General features: G+C 68.9%; 19 protein-coding genes. 12 read left to right on the forward strand and 7 right to left on the reverse strand.

The genetic code is table 11. From position 1 onward, the window contains the following. Window positions 1–53 precede the first annotated feature (53 nt). Window positions 54–1,406 carry a DUF445 domain-containing protein gene (locus ACWEO7_RS03375; RefSeq protein WP_452420390.1) on the reverse strand — a complete coding sequence of 451 codons (1,353 nt, stop codon included), beginning with the start codon at window positions 1,404–1,406 and terminating at the stop codon, window positions 54–56. A gap of 249 nt (window positions 1,407–1,655) precedes the next feature. Here ACWEO7_RS03375 and ACWEO7_RS03380 point away from each other — a divergent pair, with 249 nt between their 5' ends. The 4 genes from ACWEO7_RS03380 (at window position 1,656) to ACWEO7_RS03395 (ending at window position 5,916) form a co-directional block, all read left to right on the forward strand. After that, entirely contained in the window at window positions 1,656–2,324 is a 669-nt protein-coding gene (locus ACWEO7_RS03380) for a TetR/AcrR family transcriptional regulator (protein WP_355071877.1), read from the forward strand. 213 nt (window positions 2,325–2,537) lie between these two features. Continuing rightward, window positions 2,538–3,947, forward strand: a complete 1,410-nt coding sequence (locus ACWEO7_RS03385; RefSeq protein ID WP_450017572.1) for an ABC1 kinase family protein — start codon at window positions 2,538–2,540, stop codon at window positions 3,945–3,947. A 36-nt stretch (window positions 3,948–3,983) separates the two neighbouring features. Continuing rightward, on the forward strand, window positions 3,984–5,234 hold the full coding sequence (locus ACWEO7_RS03390) for a saccharopine dehydrogenase family protein (RefSeq protein ID WP_450017570.1): 1,251 nt from the start codon (window positions 3,984–3,986) through the stop codon (window positions 5,232–5,234). Window positions 5,235–5,247: 13 nt separating this feature from the next. Beyond that, the gene (locus ACWEO7_RS03395; RefSeq protein WP_452420392.1) at window positions 5,248–5,916 is read left to right on the forward strand and encodes a class I SAM-dependent methyltransferase; all 669 of its coding nucleotides are present in this window, start codon (window positions 5,248–5,250) and stop codon (window positions 5,914–5,916) included. Here ACWEO7_RS03395 and ACWEO7_RS03400 read toward each other — a convergent pair whose 3' ends face one another. Further along, entirely contained in the window at window positions 5,917–6,492 is a 576-nt protein-coding gene (locus ACWEO7_RS03400; protein WP_452420393.1) for a TetR/AcrR family transcriptional regulator, read from the reverse strand. A 93-nt stretch (window positions 6,493–6,585) separates the two neighbouring features. Then, entirely contained in the window at window positions 6,586–7,383 is a 798-nt protein-coding gene (locus ACWEO7_RS03405) for a hypothetical protein (protein WP_452420395.1), read from the reverse strand. A gap of 291 nt (window positions 7,384–7,674) precedes the next feature. Between ACWEO7_RS03405 and ACWEO7_RS03410 the strand changes: the two genes are divergently transcribed. Beyond that, window positions 7,675–8,565, forward strand: coding sequence for an SDR family oxidoreductase (locus ACWEO7_RS03410; RefSeq protein ID WP_452420397.1), 891 nt, complete (start codon window positions 7,675–7,677; stop codon window positions 8,563–8,565). Window positions 8,566–8,707: 142 nt separating this feature from the next. Here the strand turns inward: ACWEO7_RS03410 and ACWEO7_RS03415 are convergent, their stop codons facing one another. Next, entirely contained in the window at window positions 8,708–8,899 is a 192-nt protein-coding gene (locus tag ACWEO7_RS03415) for a hypothetical protein (RefSeq protein ID WP_452420399.1), read from the reverse strand. Between the two features lie 61 nt (window positions 8,900–8,960). Continuing rightward, window positions 8,961–9,707: a GntR family transcriptional regulator gene (locus tag ACWEO7_RS03420; RefSeq protein WP_452420401.1), complete on the reverse strand. Its 747-nt coding sequence runs from the start codon at window positions 9,705–9,707 to the stop codon at window positions 8,961–8,963. A gap of 177 nt (window positions 9,708–9,884) precedes the next feature. On the opposite strand from ACWEO7_RS03420, the gene ACWEO7_RS03425 reads away from it, so the two are divergent. The 4 genes from ACWEO7_RS03425 to ACWEO7_RS03440 are packed head-to-tail and all read left to right on the forward strand — an operon-like array spanning window position 9,885 to window position 12,586. Beyond that, on the forward strand, window positions 9,885–10,277 hold the full coding sequence (locus ACWEO7_RS03425) for a hypothetical protein (protein ID WP_452420403.1): 393 nt from the start codon (window positions 9,885–9,887) through the stop codon (window positions 10,275–10,277). A gap of 41 nt (window positions 10,278–10,318) precedes the next feature. After that, window positions 10,319–10,981: a hypothetical protein gene (locus tag ACWEO7_RS03430; protein WP_355071862.1), complete on the forward strand. Its 663-nt coding sequence runs from the start codon at window positions 10,319–10,321 to the stop codon at window positions 10,979–10,981. Then, window positions 10,978–11,703, forward strand: coding sequence for an ESX secretion-associated protein EspG (locus ACWEO7_RS03435; RefSeq protein WP_450017555.1), 726 nt, complete (start codon window positions 10,978–10,980; stop codon window positions 11,701–11,703). Before ACWEO7_RS03430 ends, ACWEO7_RS03435 begins: the two co-directional genes overlap by 4 nt. A 34-nt stretch (window positions 11,704–11,737) precedes the next feature. Then, complete coding sequence (locus tag ACWEO7_RS03440; RefSeq protein WP_450017553.1) at window positions 11,738–12,586, forward strand: polyphosphate kinase 2 family protein; 849 nt, start codon at window positions 11,738–11,740, stop codon at window positions 12,584–12,586. Window positions 12,587–12,598: 12 nt separating this feature from the next. Here ACWEO7_RS03440 and ACWEO7_RS03445 read toward each other — a convergent pair whose 3' ends face one another. Continuing rightward, window positions 12,599–13,936, reverse strand: a complete 1,338-nt coding sequence (locus ACWEO7_RS03445; RefSeq protein WP_452420405.1) for a carboxylesterase family protein — start codon at window positions 13,934–13,936, stop codon at window positions 12,599–12,601. A 94-nt stretch (window positions 13,937–14,030) separates the two neighbouring features. Between ACWEO7_RS03445 and ACWEO7_RS03450 the strand changes: the two genes are divergently transcribed. The 3 genes from ACWEO7_RS03450 to ACWEO7_RS03460 all read left to right on the forward strand — a co-directional run bounded on the left by ACWEO7_RS03450 (window position 14,031) and on the right by ACWEO7_RS03460 (window position 16,095). Next, window positions 14,031–14,606 (forward strand): TetR-like C-terminal domain-containing protein, encoded by a 576-nt coding sequence (locus ACWEO7_RS03450; protein WP_452420407.1) that lies wholly within the window; start codon window positions 14,031–14,033, stop codon window positions 14,604–14,606. Window positions 14,607–14,752: 146 nt separating this feature from the next. Next, entirely contained in the window at window positions 14,753–15,532 is a 780-nt protein-coding gene (locus ACWEO7_RS03455) for a DsbA family protein (RefSeq protein WP_452420409.1), read from the forward strand. Beyond that, window positions 15,529–16,095: a vitamin K epoxide reductase family protein gene (locus ACWEO7_RS03460; RefSeq protein WP_452420411.1), complete on the forward strand. Its 567-nt coding sequence runs from the start codon at window positions 15,529–15,531 to the stop codon at window positions 16,093–16,095. Before ACWEO7_RS03455 ends, ACWEO7_RS03460 begins: the two co-directional genes overlap by 4 nt. Before the next feature lie 6 nt (window positions 16,096–16,101). Here the strand turns inward: ACWEO7_RS03460 and ACWEO7_RS03465 are convergent, their stop codons facing one another. Next, window positions 16,102–17,226 (reverse strand): S1C family serine protease, encoded by a 1,125-nt coding sequence (locus ACWEO7_RS03465; RefSeq protein WP_452420413.1) that lies wholly within the window; start codon window positions 17,224–17,226, stop codon window positions 16,102–16,104. Between the last annotated feature and the right edge of the window lie 158 nt (window positions 17,227–17,384).

Here is a 17,384-nt window from a genome sequence, read left to right on the forward strand (position 1 = left end):
TATTGCAAGCAGTCTGCTAGCAGCGTTTCGGCAAACTTTCCGCACGCCGCGGATCAACCGCCGAACATCAGGTGGGAAATCGTGTAGATCGTCAGTCCGGCAAGCGAACCGACGACGGTTCCGTTGATGCGGATGAATTGCAGATCCCGGCCGACCTGCAATTCGATCTTCTTGCTGGCTTCCTCGGCATCCCACCGGGCAACCGTGTCGGTGACCAGGGTGCTGATCTCACCGGCATAGTTTTCCACCAAGTAGCGCGCGCCGCGATCGATCCAGTTGTCGACCTTGGCCCGCATGTCCGCGTCGTCGCGCAAGCGTTCGCCGAGCTGCTGCACGTTCTCGGCGACCTTGCGCCGCAGCGTGCTGCTCGGATCGTCGGCGGACTCCAGGATCAGCCGCTTCGCCGCGCGCCAGGTGGCCGAGGCGAGTCCGGTGATCTCCTCCCGGCCCATGATCTGCGCCTTGATCCGCTCCGCCTTTTTGATCATGGCGTCATCGAATTGCAAGTCCTCGGCGAATTCCTCCAGGAACCGGTTCGCGGCGAGACGGACCTCGTGCTCCGGGTTGGAGCGGACTTTCCAGGTGAACTCGACCAGTTCCCGGTAGATCCGCTCGGAAAGCAAGATGTTGACGAATTTCGGCGCCCACTGCGGCGCGTCCCGCAACACGATCCGATCGATCGTCTCCTGAGATCCGAGCGCCCACTGGTGCGCCCGCTCGGCGAGCAGATCCAGCAACGCCAACTGCCGGTTGTCGGCGAGCAGTTCCGCCAGCACCCGTCCGATCGGCGGACCCCACAGGGGCTCGGCGATCCGCTTGACGATGGTGTTGTCGATGACCTGCTCCACGTCCTCGTCGCGCAGTACGCCGACGACGGCGCGCAGGATGGTCGAACTCTCCTGCGCCACGCGCGCGGCATGACCCGGATCGGCCATCCAGCGCCCGACCCGCCAGGAGATCTGCGCCGAGTTCACCTTGGCCGACACCACCTCGGGTGCCAGGAAGTTCGTGCCGACGAACGTACCGAGACTGGCGCCGAGCTGGTCTTTCTTCCGCCGGATGATCGCCGTGTGCGGGATGGGCAGGCCGAGTGGGTGACGGAACAGGGCGGTCACCGCGAACCAGTCCGCCAGCGCGCCGACCATGCCCGCCTCCGAGGCGGCCCGCAGGTAGCCGACCCAGTCGCCGCCCGCCCCGCGCGATTCGGTCCAGCGGCAGAACAGATAGATCGCGGTGGCCAGGGCGAGCAGCCCGGTGGCGAACGCCTTCATCCGCCAGAGGTCACGACGCTTGGCCGCCTCGTCGAGCACGGCGGCGAAGCCGAGGGGCACGGCGGCCGGCGCGGCCTCTCCGGCGCGCTCGCCCCGGGCGTTCAGCACCGCGGTGTTGCCGGGAGCTTTCTCCATGCCTCCCATTCTGCTGTGCGCGGCGAAGTGAGGGAGCGGGGTGAGTGCCTGCGCACAAACCGGACGTGCCGGGCGCCGGGCACGCCCGGACTGTGGTTCCTACCGCATCCGGGCTCAAAAGCGCATATCACGGGTATCGGGGACCTAAGCTGGTAGCCACCGGAGCACTTACGAACGAGGGAGCCCACGCTGTCCACCGAAGACCTTGTCGATGTCGGCGAGCGACCGTCGGCGGTGCGCGGCGGCCGGATGGACGGCCGCAAGCGCCGGTGGCGGCAACACAAGATCGACCGCAGGGAGGAACTCGTCGACGGCACTCTCGCCGCCGTGCGCGCCCGCGGCAGCAACGCGGGCATGGACGAGATCGCCGCGGAGATCGGCGTCTCCAAGACCGTGCTCTACCGCTACTTCTCCGACAAGAACGACCTCGTCCACGCGACCATGCAGCGGTTCATCGAGACCACGCTGATGCCACGGGTGTACGGCGCGATCAGCCTGGACGCCGACGAATACCAGCTGGTGCGCTCGGCTCTTGCCGAGTACGTCGGCACGGTCGACGAGGACCCCGAGGTCTACCGCTTCATAATGGGTAACGGCTCGGCGGACCAGTCCTCGCTCGCGGAGTTCGAGAAGCTCTTCGCCGAGGTGGTCTGCGCGGTGATCACCGATCGCGCCAAGGACCGGGGCGTGGCGACCGAGGGCGCGGCGCTGGCGTCGTACGTGCTGGTCGGCGGCATCCAGCTGGCCACACACTGGTGGACCACCAACAAGTCGCTGTCCCGCGAGGACGTGATCGATTACCTCACCATGCTCGCCTGGAGCGCCATCGAGGGCATGGCCCGCGCGGGCGGTTCGCCCGCCGCGTTCAACGCGCAGCAGCACGTGCTGCCCGCCCCCGAGACGCCGGCGCAAGACTGAATCGAGCCATCGGCCCTGGTGCTAGCTGGAGCGCTTGCAAAAGTTCACCAGCACTCTCGACTTTGCCGAAACCTTGGCTAGTCTGAACCCGAGCGGTGCGCCGAGTGCGTTGCGTCACCGCAGGCGCCGTACTCGACGGCGGTCCGTGCGGGGATTCCGCACGCTGCCGCCCGCGTCCGTCGCTCCGACCGCGGCACCAACGGAGGTACCTCGATGGCGAAGCAAGTACCGACCTCTCGGCTTGCTCGTGGCACGAAGCTGGGCGCGGTGGCAGCCAGTTCGGTCCTTCGCACCCAGCGCACGCGGTTGACCATGCGGGGCAGATCCGAGGCCGTCCGGGCGAAGATGGCCGAGGAATCGATGATCCGCACCACCGAGCAGGTGGTCACGGTGCTGGGCACCATGAAGGGCGTCGCCATGAAGCTCGGCCAGATGATGTCGGTGCTCGATCTGGATCTGGTGCCAGAGGACCATCGGGAGCGGTTCCAGAAACGCCTGGCCGTGCTGCGCAACGCTGCTCCGACAGTCTCCTTCGCGGCCATGCGCCAGGTGATCGAGGACGATTTCGGAAAGCCGCTCGACGCGGTATTCGCCGAGTTCGACGCCGAGCCCGTCGCCGCCGCCTCGATCGGCCAGGTGTACCGGGCGCGACTACACGACGGTCGCCAGGTCGCGGTGAAGGTGCAGTATCCGGGCATCGATGCCGCGGTGCGCGCGGATCTGAAGAATCTCGCGATGTTCCGGCGCGTGCTCCAGTCCGCGATGCCGTGGGTGACGCCCGCGGTGCTGGACGAGCTAAGGCTGAACATGGAGGCCGAGCTCGACTACCGGGCCGAGGCGGCGACCCAGTTGCAGATCGCCGAGTTGTACGCCGGGCATCCGTTCGTCATCGTCCCGCGCTCGCTGCCGGAGTTCTCCACCACGCGGGTGCTGGTCACCGAATACGTGGAGGGCAAGGGTTTCGAGGAGATCCGGCAGCTGCCCCAAGCGGAGCGCAACCGGATCGGCGAGATCATCTACCGGTTCTACGTGGGATCGCTGTTCACCTTCAACGAATTCTGCGGCGACCCGCATCCGGGCAACGTGCTGCTGGCGGGGGACGGCCGGGTCGGCTTCCTGGATTTCGGATTGTTCAATCGCATGGACGCCGAGCACGTGCAATTCGAGCTGGTCTGTCTGCGTGCCGCGGCAGAAGATCGCGCGGAAGATCTGCGCGAGTTGATGATCAAGCGCGGCGTCATCTCACCGCAGGAGATCGGCGCCGAAGAGTGCCTGGAATACGTGCTGGCTGCCTCGGAATGGTGTCTGGTCGACGAGGAACTGACCATCACTCCCGAGCTCGCCAGCGGCGCCTTCCTGCTCGCGGTCGACCCGAGGGCCAGCGAGTTCACCGGTATGAAGCAGCAGAATCTGCCGCCGGAGCACCTCTTTTCACGCCGCGCCGACTTCCTGACCTTCGGCATGCTCGGTCACCTCGGCTGCACCGCGAACTGGCATCGCATCTCCAGGGAATGGCTCTACGACGAACCACCGGTCACCGAGCTCGGCCGGGCCCATCACGCCTGGCTCGCCGACCGCCCGCACGCCGCGCCGCAACGGCCGCGCAAGAAGACCACCAAGTAGCCGCCGAACGGCGGCACGACCGCAGAACGGAAGACCATGGCAGACACACGGGAATTCGACCTAGTGCTGTTCGGCGCGACGGGTTTCGTCGGCAAGCTGACCGCGGAATATCTCACCGAGGCCGCGCCGGAATCCGCGCGAATCGCGCTGGCGGGACGATCGCTGGACAAGTTGACCGCCGTACGCGACAGCCTCGGCCCGACGGCCGCGAACTGGGGTCTGGTGGTGGCCGACTCGACAGACCAGAGCGCGCTCGACGAGCTGGCGGCGCGCACCAAAGTCGTGGTCACCACCGTCGGCCCGTACCTGCGCTACGGGATGCCGCTGGTGGCGGCGTGCGCGAAGGCAGGCACCCATTACGCCGACCTCACCGGCGAGCCGCTGTTCATCCGCGACGCCATCGACAACTATCACGAACAGGCCGTCGCCACGGGCGCGAAGATCGTGAATTCCTGCGGCTACGACTCGATTCCGTCCGATCTGAGCGTGTATCAGCTCTACCGCCGCACGGTCGAGGACAACACCGGTGAGCTCGTCGACACCACGCTGGTGGCTTCGCTCAAGGGCGGCGTCAGCGGCGGCACCATCGATTCCGGCCGCGCCATGATGGAGGCGATCGCCGCCGACCCGGCCAAGGGCAAGGTGATGTCGCATCCGTACTCGCTGAGCCCGGACAGGTCGATGGATCCCGACGTCGGCCGCCAGTCCGATCAGGCGCTGTCGCGGGCGAGCGCGATCGACCCCAGCCTGGACGGGTGGGTCAGCACGTTCGTCATGGCCGCGCACAACACCAAGGTCGTGCGCCGCAGCAACGGCCTGCTCGGCTGGGTGTACGGCAAGAACTTCCGCTACCGCGAAGTGATGAGCGCGGGGAAGTCCCGGGTGGCGCCGCTGGTCGCGGCGGGCATGGCGGGCGGCATCGTGGCGGGCATGACCGCGGGGGCGCTGCTGTCGCGGGCGTCGGCGGGCCGCAAGCTGCTCGATCGCGTGCTGCCCAAGCCGGGCACCGGACCGAGCGAGCAGGCCCGCAAGAGCGGCTGGTTCAGCATGAAGACGTTCGCGCACACCACCTCGGGCGCGAAATACGTGGCCACCTTCTCCGGCACCGGCGACCCGGGCTACCAGGCCACCGCCGTACTGCTCGGCGAGAGCGGTCTGTGCCTGGCATTCGACACGGAGAAGCAACCCGAGCTCGCGGGCATTCTCACCCCGGCCGCGGCAATGGGCGACGCGCTCACCGAGCGACTGCGCGCGGCGGGCATGACGATCACCGTCGACCGCGCCTGAGGGACGCACTCCGGTGAATCTCGCACGGAAGACGATGAATGCCCCTGCGCTCGCCGCGGTGTACGAGCGGGCCTGGCGACCGGCGCTGTTCTATCTCGCCAGTGGGCGGACGACCGCGTCCGACCGGCGCGACGCGGTCTCCGCCCTGCGGCTCGGCGGCGCGCAAAAGGTGCTCGACATCGCATGCGGGCCGGGTAATTTCACCAGATACCTGAGTGAATCGCTGTCCGGCGACGGCTACGCGATCGGCTTGGACTACTCCGAGCCGATGCTGGCACGCGCCGTCGCGGACAACGCCGGACCGCGAGTCGGGTATCTGCGCGGCGACGCGCGCACACTCCCGTTCGCGGACGGAACCTTCGACGCGGTCTGCTGTTTCGGCGCGCTCTACCTCATCCCGGACCCGCTCGTCGCCGCTCGCGAGATGATCCGCGTCCTCGCCCCCGGTGGCCGCATCGCCATCACCACCAGCCACCGGGCCGCCAACCCCATCGGTGAGATGAGCCGCGTCGTCGGCGGTTTGAGCGGACTTCGGGTGTTCGGCGGCCGGACCTTTCCCGCGCTGTTCGCCGAGGAGGGCTTGGTGGAGATCGACCAGCGGGTCCATCGCCTGCTCCAGTACGTCAGCGCGACGAAGCCCATTCAGTCGGCGACGGGAACAGCGTGCGCCGGAGCGCGGTGATCAATCGCGGGTGACGGTCCGGATCAGGAACTCGAGCTTCGCCACGGTCCGATCGAGCGGACGGATGCTGCGCTCCACTCGGCATATCGCCACCGCACCCTCGAGCGCCGCGACGATCAGGGTGGCGGTCTGCTCGGCGTCTGCCTCGCTCGCGCCGTGGTCCCGCAACGACCGCGTCAGCAGCCCGGTCCAGTTCTCGAACGCGGCCGCGGCGGCGCGCTGCGGCGCGTCGTCGTCCCCTTGGTCTTCGATCGCGACCGCGAGCACCGGGCAGCCTGCCTGGAAATCATTGTCCACCAGAACCTTCCGCCACATGTCGACGAACGACCGCAATCCCGCGACCGGCCCGACGGGCAAGCCCTGCGCGAGTTTGCGGGCCGCCAGCGCATCGGCGAAGCGCACCGCTTCGGCCGCCAGCTGCGCCTTGCCGCCCGGGAAGTAGTGGTAAGTGGATCCCAGCGGGGCCTGGGCGTGCTTGGCCAGCTCCCGCACGCTGGTCGCGTTCAGACCGCGGCGGCGGATCATGTCGGCCGCGCCGGCCACCATCCGATCCCGCGCCTGCGCCGTTTCGGCCACCCTTCCCCTCCCTTGCTCATGACGACTGTCATAGCCTACCGCGCGGGCGTACCGGCGGCCGGGCGTAGCGGGGACGTGGCCCGCCGCGCGAGGTCAGCCGATGTCCTGCAGCACCCTCCGCTGCGGGTCATCGGTAGCACATCCGGTTCCCACGACCAGCGCGGTGACGGCGGGCGGATGCGGGCCGCTGAGCAGGATGAGCACCGCGTCGCCGCCCTGGAACGCGATGTCGGCCGAGCCGAGGACAGCGCGGTCGAGCCCGTTCGCGTTTACACAACGCCGCAGCGCCTCAGGGTCGGCGAGGGAACCCGCTTCGGTGTGGCGTCCCAGCGCACCGAGGGCCATGGTGGCGGTGACTTCGTCTTCGCCGATGGTGGGTCGCGCGGTGGGGGCTGGGTGCTCACGGCCGTCCATCGTCGAGATGGCCGAGCCGGCTCCGGCGACGGCGATGATCGCCGCGGCTGCCGCGGCGAACCATCGTGCCCTGGTGCGGCGGTGCTCGTCGACAGCGACCGAGGGAGCCGCGCCGCGTTCGGAATATTCGATATCGAGCCCGGATTCGCCCGCCCGCCCGCGCGCAATCACATGGACCGTGGCGTCCTGGGGTGATCGGAGTGCTTCGATGAATTCGGTCAGCCGGGCGGTGACGTCCTCGGGCATGGCGTGGATGACGCGTTCATCCCGGCTCAACGCACCCAACTCGGCGCTGACCTCATCCAGCCCGCGCAGATACCGCACCGCCTGCGGATCACGCGAGACGATCGGCCACAACTGTTCACGCTGCGCGGCGGTTACATTCCCGGCATGCAGGTCGGCCAGCAACCCCGGCGGGAACGGAGGCTGCGGCACCGTCCGGGTCGCCATCGCACCCGCGTTGTTCGCATCCGACATCGCACCGATCCCCTCACCCCCAGGCCCGCCTGTGCATCGTTCAAAAGGTCGTCACTGTTATTGGACGCATCCCGACTGCTGTCGGTTCCCCGGATCGCCGAGAAATCCAATTGCTTTTTCAAACGACTGCCGCGTATGGACGCACCGGCTTCGATCGTCCCCTCGGGCACGGCGAGCAACCGCCCGCAAGCCGCTGTAAACAGCTCGGGGACAACGGATCTGTCACGCTGCCGGCGAATGCCAGCTAGCCTCACTCCACAAGATCGCGTATTCCAGTCAGAGGACCCAGCCATGAACAGTCCCCTACCCACGCCCGCGTTCGCTCGAGGAGAGGCGACCGGGGATCTGCTCGCGGGAAGGACCGCCGTCGTCACCGGGGCCAGCCGTGGTATCGGCCTGGCGATCGCGATCAGATTCGCGTCGGAAGGCGCGAACGTCGCGATGATCGCCCGTACCCAGGAGCCGCACCCCAAACTTCCCGGCACCATCCACACCGCCGCCGCGGAGGCGGAGGCCGCGGGCGGCGCGGTACTGCCGCTGGTGGCGGATGTCCGCGACGACAAGGCGATGGCCGAAGCGGTCGATCAGATCGCCGAGCGCTTCGGCGGCATCGACATCCTGGTCAACAACGCGGGATCGGTCGATCTCACGGGCGCCGAGCAGCTGGGCATGCAGCGCTACGACCACATGCAGTCCGTCAATGTCCGCGCGCCGTTCCTGCTGTCCAAGCTGGCGCTGCCACATCTGCGCGCCTCGGCCCTGGCCGGGCGCAATCCCCATATCCTCACCCTCTCACCGCCGCTCAACATGAACCCCGAGCACGTGGGCAACGGCGTGGCCTACACCGTCTCCAAATACGGTGTCAGCGTCGCCACCGTCGGTCTGGCACATGAGTTCCGGCCCTACGGCATCGCCGTGAACTCCCTGTGGCCGCGCACGAAGATCGACACCGCCGCGGTGCGCAACCTGCTCGGCGGCGCGGAAGCCGTCGCCGCGTCCCGCAACCCGTTCATCTGCGCGGACGCCGCTTTACTGATCGTTACCAGCCCTGCGGCGACCTACACCGGTCAGCTCCTGCTGGACGAGGATGTCCTCGCTTCCCATGGCCGCACCGACCTGGACCACTACCGGGTCGTGCCGGGCTCCGGCGCGCTCGCCAACGACCTTTTCATCGACGCGTAGACCACACCGCGGACATAGCCGAAAGCACGCAACCGCACTGACTTTTCGGCCTCGAGATCAGCTTGTTCCGCAGGCATCGGCAGGAACCGCCGCGAACCACGGTGCGCGTAAGGCGATCCGCCGCGGTGATGGCTCGCCGATGTCACGGCGCGGACGGGGGCGTCCCGAGATCGACCATGCGGTGCAGGATCGCGGGCGCCAAGGCCAATTCGAATTCGGTGCCGCTGCTCTCGAACACGAAGGCCAGGAAGTCGTCGCGCGGTACCGGGGCCAAGCGGACCGAGCACTGCTCCCCCACGACCACCCAGCCGCCGACGGTCAACTGATCGGACATCGCCCCTCCCACCCTTCGATACTTCCGACAAGTGGACTATGCCAGTTGCGGCACAGGGGTGTCAACGGCGGAAATCGGTCGCTGACCTGGCCGGATACTCGTGCTCCATGATCGGGCGGCCGGGCGGGTGGACGCTCTGGCGGTACTCCAGCGCGACACCGTGGACGTCCAGACCGATGCGGTGCACGACCAGCACCGCCGCCGGATGCGGCAGCGCGAGACGGCGGCGTTCGTCCTCCGTGGCCAGCCGGGCGCCGACGCTCTCGCGCACGATTGCGGCGGCGCGGCCGATCACGTTTTCCAGATGCCGCACGACTCCGCCCGGTACGGGCACCGTCCCGTGCACCAGCGTGGCGGCCGCGGCGAATTCACCTGGATACCAGCACGTGACAAGCCGCACTGCCCCGGAACCGTTCTCGGACAACAGCTTCAAGCTGATCACCGGATCCGCCGCCGGGAGACCGAGTGATTCGGTGACCTCCCGCGGTCCTTCCACCATTTCAGCTCCCAGCACGGTCACCGAATCGGGCTGGGACGCGGACGGTCCGTATCGGGGCGCGCTCTCGCGCATCAGCGCCGAGCGTTCGGCCACGTAGGTGCCCGACCCGCGACGTGACGTGACGATTCCCTGCTGCCGCAGCGTGTTCAGCGCCTTGGCCGCAGTGGGCCGGGCTACCTTCCAGCGGGCGGCGAGTTCGCGCTCGGAGGGCACCTCGGCGCCGGGAGCCAACTCCCCGCGCTCGATCAGATCCCGAAGATGCCCCGAGATCTGCAGATACTTCGGGACTACGCCATCGATTCCGGCCACCGGTCGCCTTCCCCACACCGCCCCTCGGACCGCTGGTCAGTGTAACAACGGCGGAGACGCGCGCAGCGGCCTTCACACAAGCCCGTACCGAGGCGGTCCGCCGCGCTGAACCGCCCGGTAAAGTGCGAATCCAGTACAGCGCGGTACGAACAGGACCGAGCGGAAGGGGGCTTCCACGTGGCGGTACCCGATACCGGACAGGGGACGGCGCGCGAGCTGTACGCGGCGGCCATCGGCGCGGGCGGGAGCGAAAGGTTCGAGCTGGACACGGCGGTCGCGGAGAATCTCGCCGCCGCGTGCGACCAACTGGTCGACGATCTGGGCCGCGCGATGGCAGGCGAACACCTCCTCACCGACGTGACCGGCTTCCCCGATCTGCCCACCGGACACGGCCTCACCCGCGGGTTCTCCGCGAAGGGAAGGCAATACCTGGACACCCTGGCCGCGTTCCAGGAAACGGCGCTGCTGTTCAAGGCCGCGTATCTCGCCGCGGCCAATCGGCTGGCCGACGCCGAGGCGGCGAATCAGGCCGCACTGCGGCTGGTCGCCGACTATCTGGAGCCCCGTTGAGCGCGCACCCGTGCGCCGGGACCGACTGAGGGGGACGACGGATGGCAGACTCAACGGCACGCGCCGCCGCCGACGGCATCCGGCAGGAATTGGCCGGATTCACCGACGACGCAACCGATCCCGCCTACGCGCCGGATCGGGAACTGTTCGGCGCCTACACCCACCAGCAGATCTGGGAGCTGGTGCACGAAGCGCTCGACCCGGCGGCATTGGGCCGGATCGCCGCGGCATGGCAGGCCAACGCGACCGCGGTGGCCGAAGCGTTCCAAGCCTTCTCCGATGCCACCAACCGGGAATTCGCGCGCTGGTCGGGCCGGGCAGCCGACGCCGCGGTGAGCGCGACCAGGCAGTTCGTCCGCGCGGGCGGGGATACGCACGACGTGTGCCGGGCGGTCGCTCGGCTGATGGAGTTGAATAGCGATGCCGCGCAGACGGTCCGGGGCGCGATCGCGCCGCCGCAGCGGTATCGGCCGCTGGCGGACCCGGCCGCAGAAGCGGTTTACGGTGGAAAACGTAGGATGGAACACGATAGTGCGGCGGCAGACATCGAAGCGGATGTCCGGGACACGATGACTTACGTCTACACCCCGACGATGCCCGCCACCGGCGACCGCGTTCCCCGATTCCCCCGGCCGCAGGAAGGTTCGGCGGCCGACAACGCACCCGGCGATCCGGATTCCGCGCGCGGAGGCGGCGCACGGTGAAATGGGTGCTCACCCCGGACGAGTTCACGCATGTCTGGACGAACGAAACGAGCCTGGACCGCAGGCCCTACCCGGTCAACATGGTCCCTTCGGCCACCGCGCGGACCGAGTCGGAGTACCACGCCCTCCATCTGCCGCAGCGCTTCGCCCGCCAAGCCGATCCGGATCTCGCCGCCGCGCTGGTGCTCTGCGCGCGCAACGACGCGACCACCATCACCGTCTCCGGCGAGCGGTCGGCGCTCTCGCGCAACGGCAGCGGGTCCGAGACCGAACGGATCCTCGCGTTCGCCGCGGTGGTGCACAACCACGCGGGCATTCTGGTCGCCACGCCGGACCGGGTGACCGTACAGATGTGCCACGCCCGTGCCGTGGGCGAACGCTTGGTGCAGATCATCGGTTCGGCCCGACCGGGCAAGCTCGCCCCCATGCGGGAGCCGCAGGACGCGGTGCTGAATCCGGACCGCACCGAGCCGTTCGTCACCAATGGCCATCGCGGCGCGGCGAAGTTCCGCCAAACCCTGCGCAAGCCGGTGGACGGCCGTGGCTTCATCACCGTCACGGTGCAGCCGGAGAACCCGATGTCCCCGCCCACCCGCCATCGCACCTGGCTGGACTTCACCGGCGACGGCCGCTACTTGCTCACCACCGCGCACGATCTCATCCTCACCCCGGTGTCGGACGAGGAATTCGCCACTCAGTTACTGCGGCTCGCGCAAGTGTGACGTGGCCGAACCGCCGCGCGATTAGGTTGGAGCCATGCCGAAATTGTGGACGGTGCCGCCCACCGAGGCCATGCGAGCCGATGGTTTGCGCGTAGCCGAGCTGGACACCTCCGGGACGCCGGGGTTCACCGGCGGCAAGAAGGCGGGCGTGCCCTTGCTCGCCGAACGCGCCCAAGTGCTGTCGGATCTGCAGGAGAAGCTGTACGCCAACGGCCGGGCAGGCGGCGACCGGCGCAACGTGCTGCTGATCCTGCAAGGCATGGACACCGCGGGCAAGGGCGGCATAGTCCGGCACGTCATCGGCTCGGTCGACCCGCAGGGCGTCGACCATGCCGCGTTCGGCGTGCCGACGCCGGAGGAGAGCCGCCATCACTACCTGTGGCGCATCCGCAAGGCGCTGCCGCGCGCTGGCCAGCTCGGGGTGTTCGATCGCTCGCACTACGAGGACGTGCTCGTGGTGCGGGTGCACAATCTGGTGCCGCCGACGGTGTGGGAGCCGCGCTACGACGAGATCAACGCGTTCGAGCGGGAACTGGTGGACGAGGGTACCTCGCTGGTGAAGGTCGCCATGTTCGTCTCGCTCGACGAACAGAAGCGGCGGCTGGCCGAGCGACTGGAACGCACGGACAAATACTGGAAGTTCAACCCGTCCGACATCGATGAGCGCGCGTTCTGGCCCGCGTACCTGGACGCGTACCAGGCGATGCTGGACCGCACGTCCACCGAGTACGCGCCCTGGCACGTCGTGCCCGCCGACCGCAAGTGGTTCTCCCGGCTCGCCGTCACCGAACTGCTGATCGCGGCCCTAGAGCGGCTCGACCTCGACTGGCCGCAACCGACCTTCGACGTCGAGGCGCAGAAACGGCGGCTTGCGCGGGCCTAGTCGAGCGCGTGCTCAGGGCAAGTGCCGGACGAAACGTGAGCCCGGTCGATGCGGCGTCCAGCCGGTGTCGGCGATCCGGCCGGTGCGCACGAATTCACCCCAGTACCCGCGGGTCCGGGCGCCGAGCGCGTCGATCTCCGCCGCGGTGAGGGGCGCGAGCATCGGAGCGGCGTGCCAGGTGTCGCCGTCGCCGAACAGCAACGGCAGATCGATGCAGTGGCAGGCGCCGTACGGGTTGTCCGGGTGGAGCTGTCCCATCCGGTAGCAGTACACGCGGGCCCCGGCATCGACCAGTTCGTCGGCGAAACGCCACAGCCCGTCTTCGAATGCCTTGCGACTGATCAGACGCTGCACCGCCGAATCGAGCCGGGCGCCGATCACCGGCAGCCGCCGCAGCCTGCCGAAGACCGGATGCGGGCCGCCGTAGAACGCTCGCACCTCTTCTGCCGTGCAGCCGAGGACGACCGGCAGATCGGTGACCCCGTTCCGCACCGCTTGTCGCCAGGTGTGCTCGTCGGGCAGCGGTCCCGCATCGGCCACGGGCAAGAAGGGCGGTGCCGAATTCACCGCGCCGGGACCGGCGCACCGGCGAACCGTGCGTCCTTGCGCGGCCAGCAGTTCGGGCAGGGACGCGGTGCGGGGATCGGCGTCGAGTTCGGCGAGGAACATCGCCGCTACCCGCTCGGCCCGCCGGTGGCTCTGAAATCCGATGCCGAAGGGCGCGCTCTGCACGACGGCCCCGGCGAACAGCGACCTCGCCTCCGCGATGCCCAGCAGCGCTACGACCGACTGCGCACCCGCCGACTGCCCCGCCACGGTGACGCGCTCCGGATCGCCGCCGAATTCGGCGATGTGCTCGCGCACCCACCGCAGCGCCGCGATCTGGTCGCGCACACCGAGATTTCCCGGCGATACTCCTGGGGCGCGGAGATAGCCCAGCACGCCGAGCCGGTAACTCACCGACACGACGACGACGCCGGTCTCGCTCACGAACCGGGCCGCGTCGTACAGATTCCACTGCCCGCTACCCGCCAAATAGGCGCCGCCGTGCAACCACACGAGTACCGGAAGACCGCCCGGCTCGGCGGCCACGGGTGCGGTGACGGTGACCGCCAGGCAGTCCTCCGACTGCTCCAGCGCCTCCGCCCGCCCCATCACGCCCTCCAGCCGTCCCGGCAGTTGCGGCGCGATCGCGTAGCGGCGCGTCGCGTCGTACACCCCGTCGGGCGGCGTGACCGGCTCGGGTGCACCGAATCGCCGGGCCCGCGCGTAGGGAATGCCACGGAACACCGCGACGCCGCCGCGCGCTTCGCCCCGCCAGCGCCCCGAGGGCGCGATCACGTCGTCCATGCCGCTCTCACCCTTCTATCGCAAGTCGACTTGCGATAGCACCACGCTAGGGACCGCGACCGCGTAACGCAAGAGAACTTGCGATAATCGGCCGATGGATGAGTCCAGCGCACAGATCCGCGGCGCACGTCTGCGTGCAGCCGTGCTCGACGCGACCCTGTCCAGGATCGAGTCGGCGGGCATCGGCGCCGTGCGGGTCGCCGATATCGCTGCGGACGCGGGCGTGCACGAGACCTCGATCTATCGCCGCTGGAAAACGCTGCCCCGCTTGCTGCTGGACGCGCTGCTGTCCCGGGTGGCCCAGGAGATCCCGCTGCCGGACACCGGGTCGCTGCGCGACGATCTGGAGCGGTTCATGACCGATCTCGTCCGCTTCGCGGGGACACCGTCCGGCCGAGCCCTGATCCGTAGCGCCGTGCTCGCCGAGTCCGACCCCGAGGCCGAGGCGATCCGGCGCGAATTCTGGGCGCGGCGGTTGTCGGCGTCGGAGCAGATCGTCCGGCGCGCGATCGCCCGCGGCGAGGTGGCGGCGACGGTGGATCCCCGGCTGACCATTTCGACCCTCGGTGGTCTGGTCCATTTGCACGTCACGCAGTTCGGCGGCGAACTGCCGCCGAACCTGGCGCGCGACGCCGTCGCGCTCGTCCTCATGGGCATCACACCGCGCTGATGGCGGCCGGTCGGGACTTTTCGGAATCTCTCAGGTAGGCCGACGATGATGGCGGCTGTGGGCCGATCACGCGGGCAGATGGTCGGCGGATCTACGATCGTGGCGGCAGAAACCGTCCGGCGAGCGAAAGGCGTGGTGAGCGCACGGTGAGCAAAAACCAGGGTGGGAAATCGAACCCGCTGCTGGCGGCGGAACGCGCCGACCGCAACCGCAAGATCTTGATCCAGGTGGCCGTCGCCGCCGTGCTCGTCGCGCTGATCGCGGCGATCGGCATCGGCATCGCGGTGAAGAAGGCCCACAAGGACGATCCCGGCCCCGCTCCGTCCATCGCCGCGACCGGCACCGCCAACGCGGGCCCCGTGCCCGCCTCGATCACCGACAACGGCGCCGTCCGCGTCGGCAAGCCGGACGCGAAGGTCACCGTGCGGGTCGTCGCCGACCTCCAGTGCCCCGCGTGCAAGGCCTTCGAGGCGGCCAATGGACAGGTGCTCGAGGACGCCGTAGCCAACGGCACCGCGGTGGTCGAGTACAACATCATCGCCTTCCTGGACAAGGCGTCCACCACGCGCTACTCCTCGCGCGCGGCCAACGCCGCCTACTGCGTCGCGGAGGCCGACCCATCGAAGTACCAGGCCTGGCTGAAGACGATGTTCGCCCAGCAGCCCCCGGAGGGCGGCGCGGGCCTGACCGACGATCAGCTGGTCCAGATCGCCAAGAGCGCCGGTTACACCGACGACGCGACCGCCCAGTGCATCACCGACCACAAGTACGACAAGTACGTCCAGGCCCGCACCAAGGAAGTGCTGGACAGCGGCATCCAGTCGACCCCGTCGGTGTTCGTCAACGGCAAGAAGGTCGAGTCCAGCCAGCAGGTCTTCGGCGCAGGCGGTCTCGCACCCGTGATCAGCGCCGCCGCGGGCCAGTGATCACCGCGGGGCCCCGGGCCGCGTGGGTCCTGTTGATCGACGGGCTGGCCGGCTGGCTGGCCGCCGTGGCGCTGACCGTGGAACGGTTCAAGCTGTTCACCGATCCCGGCTACACGCCGTCGTGCAGCATCAACCCGATCCTGTCCTGCGGGTCGGTGATGGTGACCCAACAGGCCGCGGTTTTCGGGTTCCCGAACCCGCTGATCGGCATCGTCGGGTTCTCGGTCGTCGTCACGCTCGGCGTGCTGTCGGTGGCCGGGGTCGGCTTCCCGCGCTGGGTCTGGGGCGGGCTGTGGCTGGGCACCCTGCTCGGGGTCGGCTTCATCTGCTGGCTGATCTTCCAGAGCCTGTACCGGATCAACGCGCTGTGCCCGTACTGCATGGTGGTGTGGGCGATCATCACGCCGCTGCTCGCGGTGTGCACCGATCAGCTGTGGGGGCGCTCGCGCGGTCCGCTGGGGGTACTCGCCGAGTGGCGCTGGACGATCGTCGCGCTGTTCTACGCGGTCGTGCTGCTGCTGGTGTTCCTGCGCTTCCAGGACTACTGGCTGTCGCTGGTCTGATCCGGATCAGTTCGGCGGGCCCGCGACCAGCGCCACCGGCACCGTGCGCGCGCCGCTCGCGCCAGTGACGCCCAATCGGACGGTCTCGTTGGGCTTGCGCCTGTTCAGCGCGATGCGCAGCGACTGCGTGTTGCTGACGGTGTGGTCGTCGAGCGAGGTGATCACGTCCCCGGCGGCCAGACCGGCGGTATAGGCGGGCATGCCGTAGATCGCCATGTCCACGCGCGCTCCGGTACCGGCCGGAAGCGCGTTGGAGACGAGCACGCCGAGCGTGGCCGTGGGGCCGATGTGCACGGTGTCGGTGGGGGTGCCGGAGCGAATCTGCTGGACCACTCGCATCGCGGCATCGATCGGCACCGCGTAGCCGTTGGCCGGGTGGTCGGCCGTGCGCGCCCCGTCGCCCGACGCCGCCGCGATGACGCCGACGACGGACGCCTTGTGATCGACCAGGGCTCCGCCGGACTGTCCCGGCGTGACCGCCGCGGCGACCTCGAGCATCCCGTTGAGCGCCTTGCGCGACAGATCGGCGGCGTTGATCGCCACGATCGCGCTGTCGAGGTCGGTGAGCGGGCCGTGCACCGCGGTGGGCGTGCCGCCGGTCCCGCCCGCGTTGCCGATCGCGAGGAGCTCCTCACGCAGCCGCAATCCGGCCGAACTGCCGATGGTCGCGGTCGGCAGCGCGTTGGCCGCGGCCAAGTCCAGCAGGGCGATGTCGGCGTCGGCGTCGTAGCCGAGCACCGCCGCGTCGTAGACCTTGCCGTTGCCCACGTCGGTGACGGTCACGGTGTCCGCGCCCTTGACCACGTGGTGGCTGGTGAGCACCTCGCCGTCGGCGGTGAGGACGATGCCGGAGCCCGCGGCGCCGGGCCCGGATCGCTCGGCCGAGGCGTTGATGTTGACCAGCGCGGGGCGCACCGCCGCGGTGACGAGTCCCGCGTCGAGCGGCTCGGGCGGTACGAACGCGACCGAGGCCGCCGTCCCGGCGGGGCCGGGCCGGTCGCGGTCCGGGAGATCGCCGCGATACCCGAGGAACGCGGCGACCACGAGCATGAGGGTGACGACCAGCACGAACACCCGGCCACCACCGGGCGCGCGACGCGCCCCGATCCACTGCTGCCGTTTTTCGTCCATGGCTCTCCCGCCTCGGCCGAACCTCCCGAATCCATTGTCGCCGGTGCGCGCCGCCGAAGATCATCGAACCGTGCAGCCCGCCGGAAAAATAGCTCGTGAGCGTGCCTTTTCCGTGTCACAGTTGGCAACCGCACCCATGCGACGGTAGGCATGTCCTC

Source organism: Nocardia sp. NPDC004260 (assembly GCF_053603155.1).

Excerpts from the sequence above, each read along its gene's own strand:
- ACWEO7_RS03380 (WP_355071877.1), top strand. The coding sequence starts at position 1,656 with ATGGACGGCCGCAAGCGCCGGTGGCGGCAACACAAGATCGACCGCAGG.
- ACWEO7_RS03465 (WP_452420413.1), bottom strand. The coding sequence starts at position 17,226 with ATGGACGAAAAACGGCAGCAGTGGATCGGGGCGCGTCGCGCGCCCGGT.
- ACWEO7_RS03375 (WP_452420390.1), bottom strand. The coding sequence starts at position 1,406 with ATGGAGAAAGCTCCCGGCAACACCGCGGTGCTGAACGCCCGGGGCGAG.
- ACWEO7_RS03440 (WP_450017553.1), top strand. The coding sequence starts at position 11,738 with ATGCCGAAATTGTGGACGGTGCCGCCCACCGAGGCCATGCGAGCCGAT.
- ACWEO7_RS03445 (WP_452420405.1), bottom strand. The coding sequence starts at position 13,936 with ATGGACGACGTGATCGCGCCCTCGGGGCGCTGGCGGGGCGAAGCGCGC.
- ACWEO7_RS03385 (WP_450017572.1), top strand. The coding sequence starts at position 2,538 with ATGGCGAAGCAAGTACCGACCTCTCGGCTTGCTCGTGGCACGAAGCTG.
- ACWEO7_RS03430 (WP_355071862.1), top strand. The coding sequence starts at position 10,319 with ATGGCAGACTCAACGGCACGCGCCGCCGCCGACGGCATCCGGCAGGAA.
- ACWEO7_RS03405 (WP_452420395.1), bottom strand. The coding sequence starts at position 7,383 with ATGTCGGATGCGAACAACGCGGGTGCGATGGCGACCCGGACGGTGCCG.
- ACWEO7_RS03450 (WP_452420407.1), top strand. The coding sequence starts at position 14,031 with ATGGATGAGTCCAGCGCACAGATCCGCGGCGCACGTCTGCGTGCAGCC.
- ACWEO7_RS03410 (WP_452420397.1), top strand. The coding sequence starts at position 7,675 with ATGAACAGTCCCCTACCCACGCCCGCGTTCGCTCGAGGAGAGGCGACC.
- ACWEO7_RS03415 (WP_452420399.1), bottom strand. The coding sequence starts at position 8,899 with ATGTCCGATCAGTTGACCGTCGGCGGCTGGGTGGTCGTGGGGGAGCAG.
- ACWEO7_RS03390 (WP_450017570.1), top strand. The coding sequence starts at position 3,984 with ATGGCAGACACACGGGAATTCGACCTAGTGCTGTTCGGCGCGACGGGT.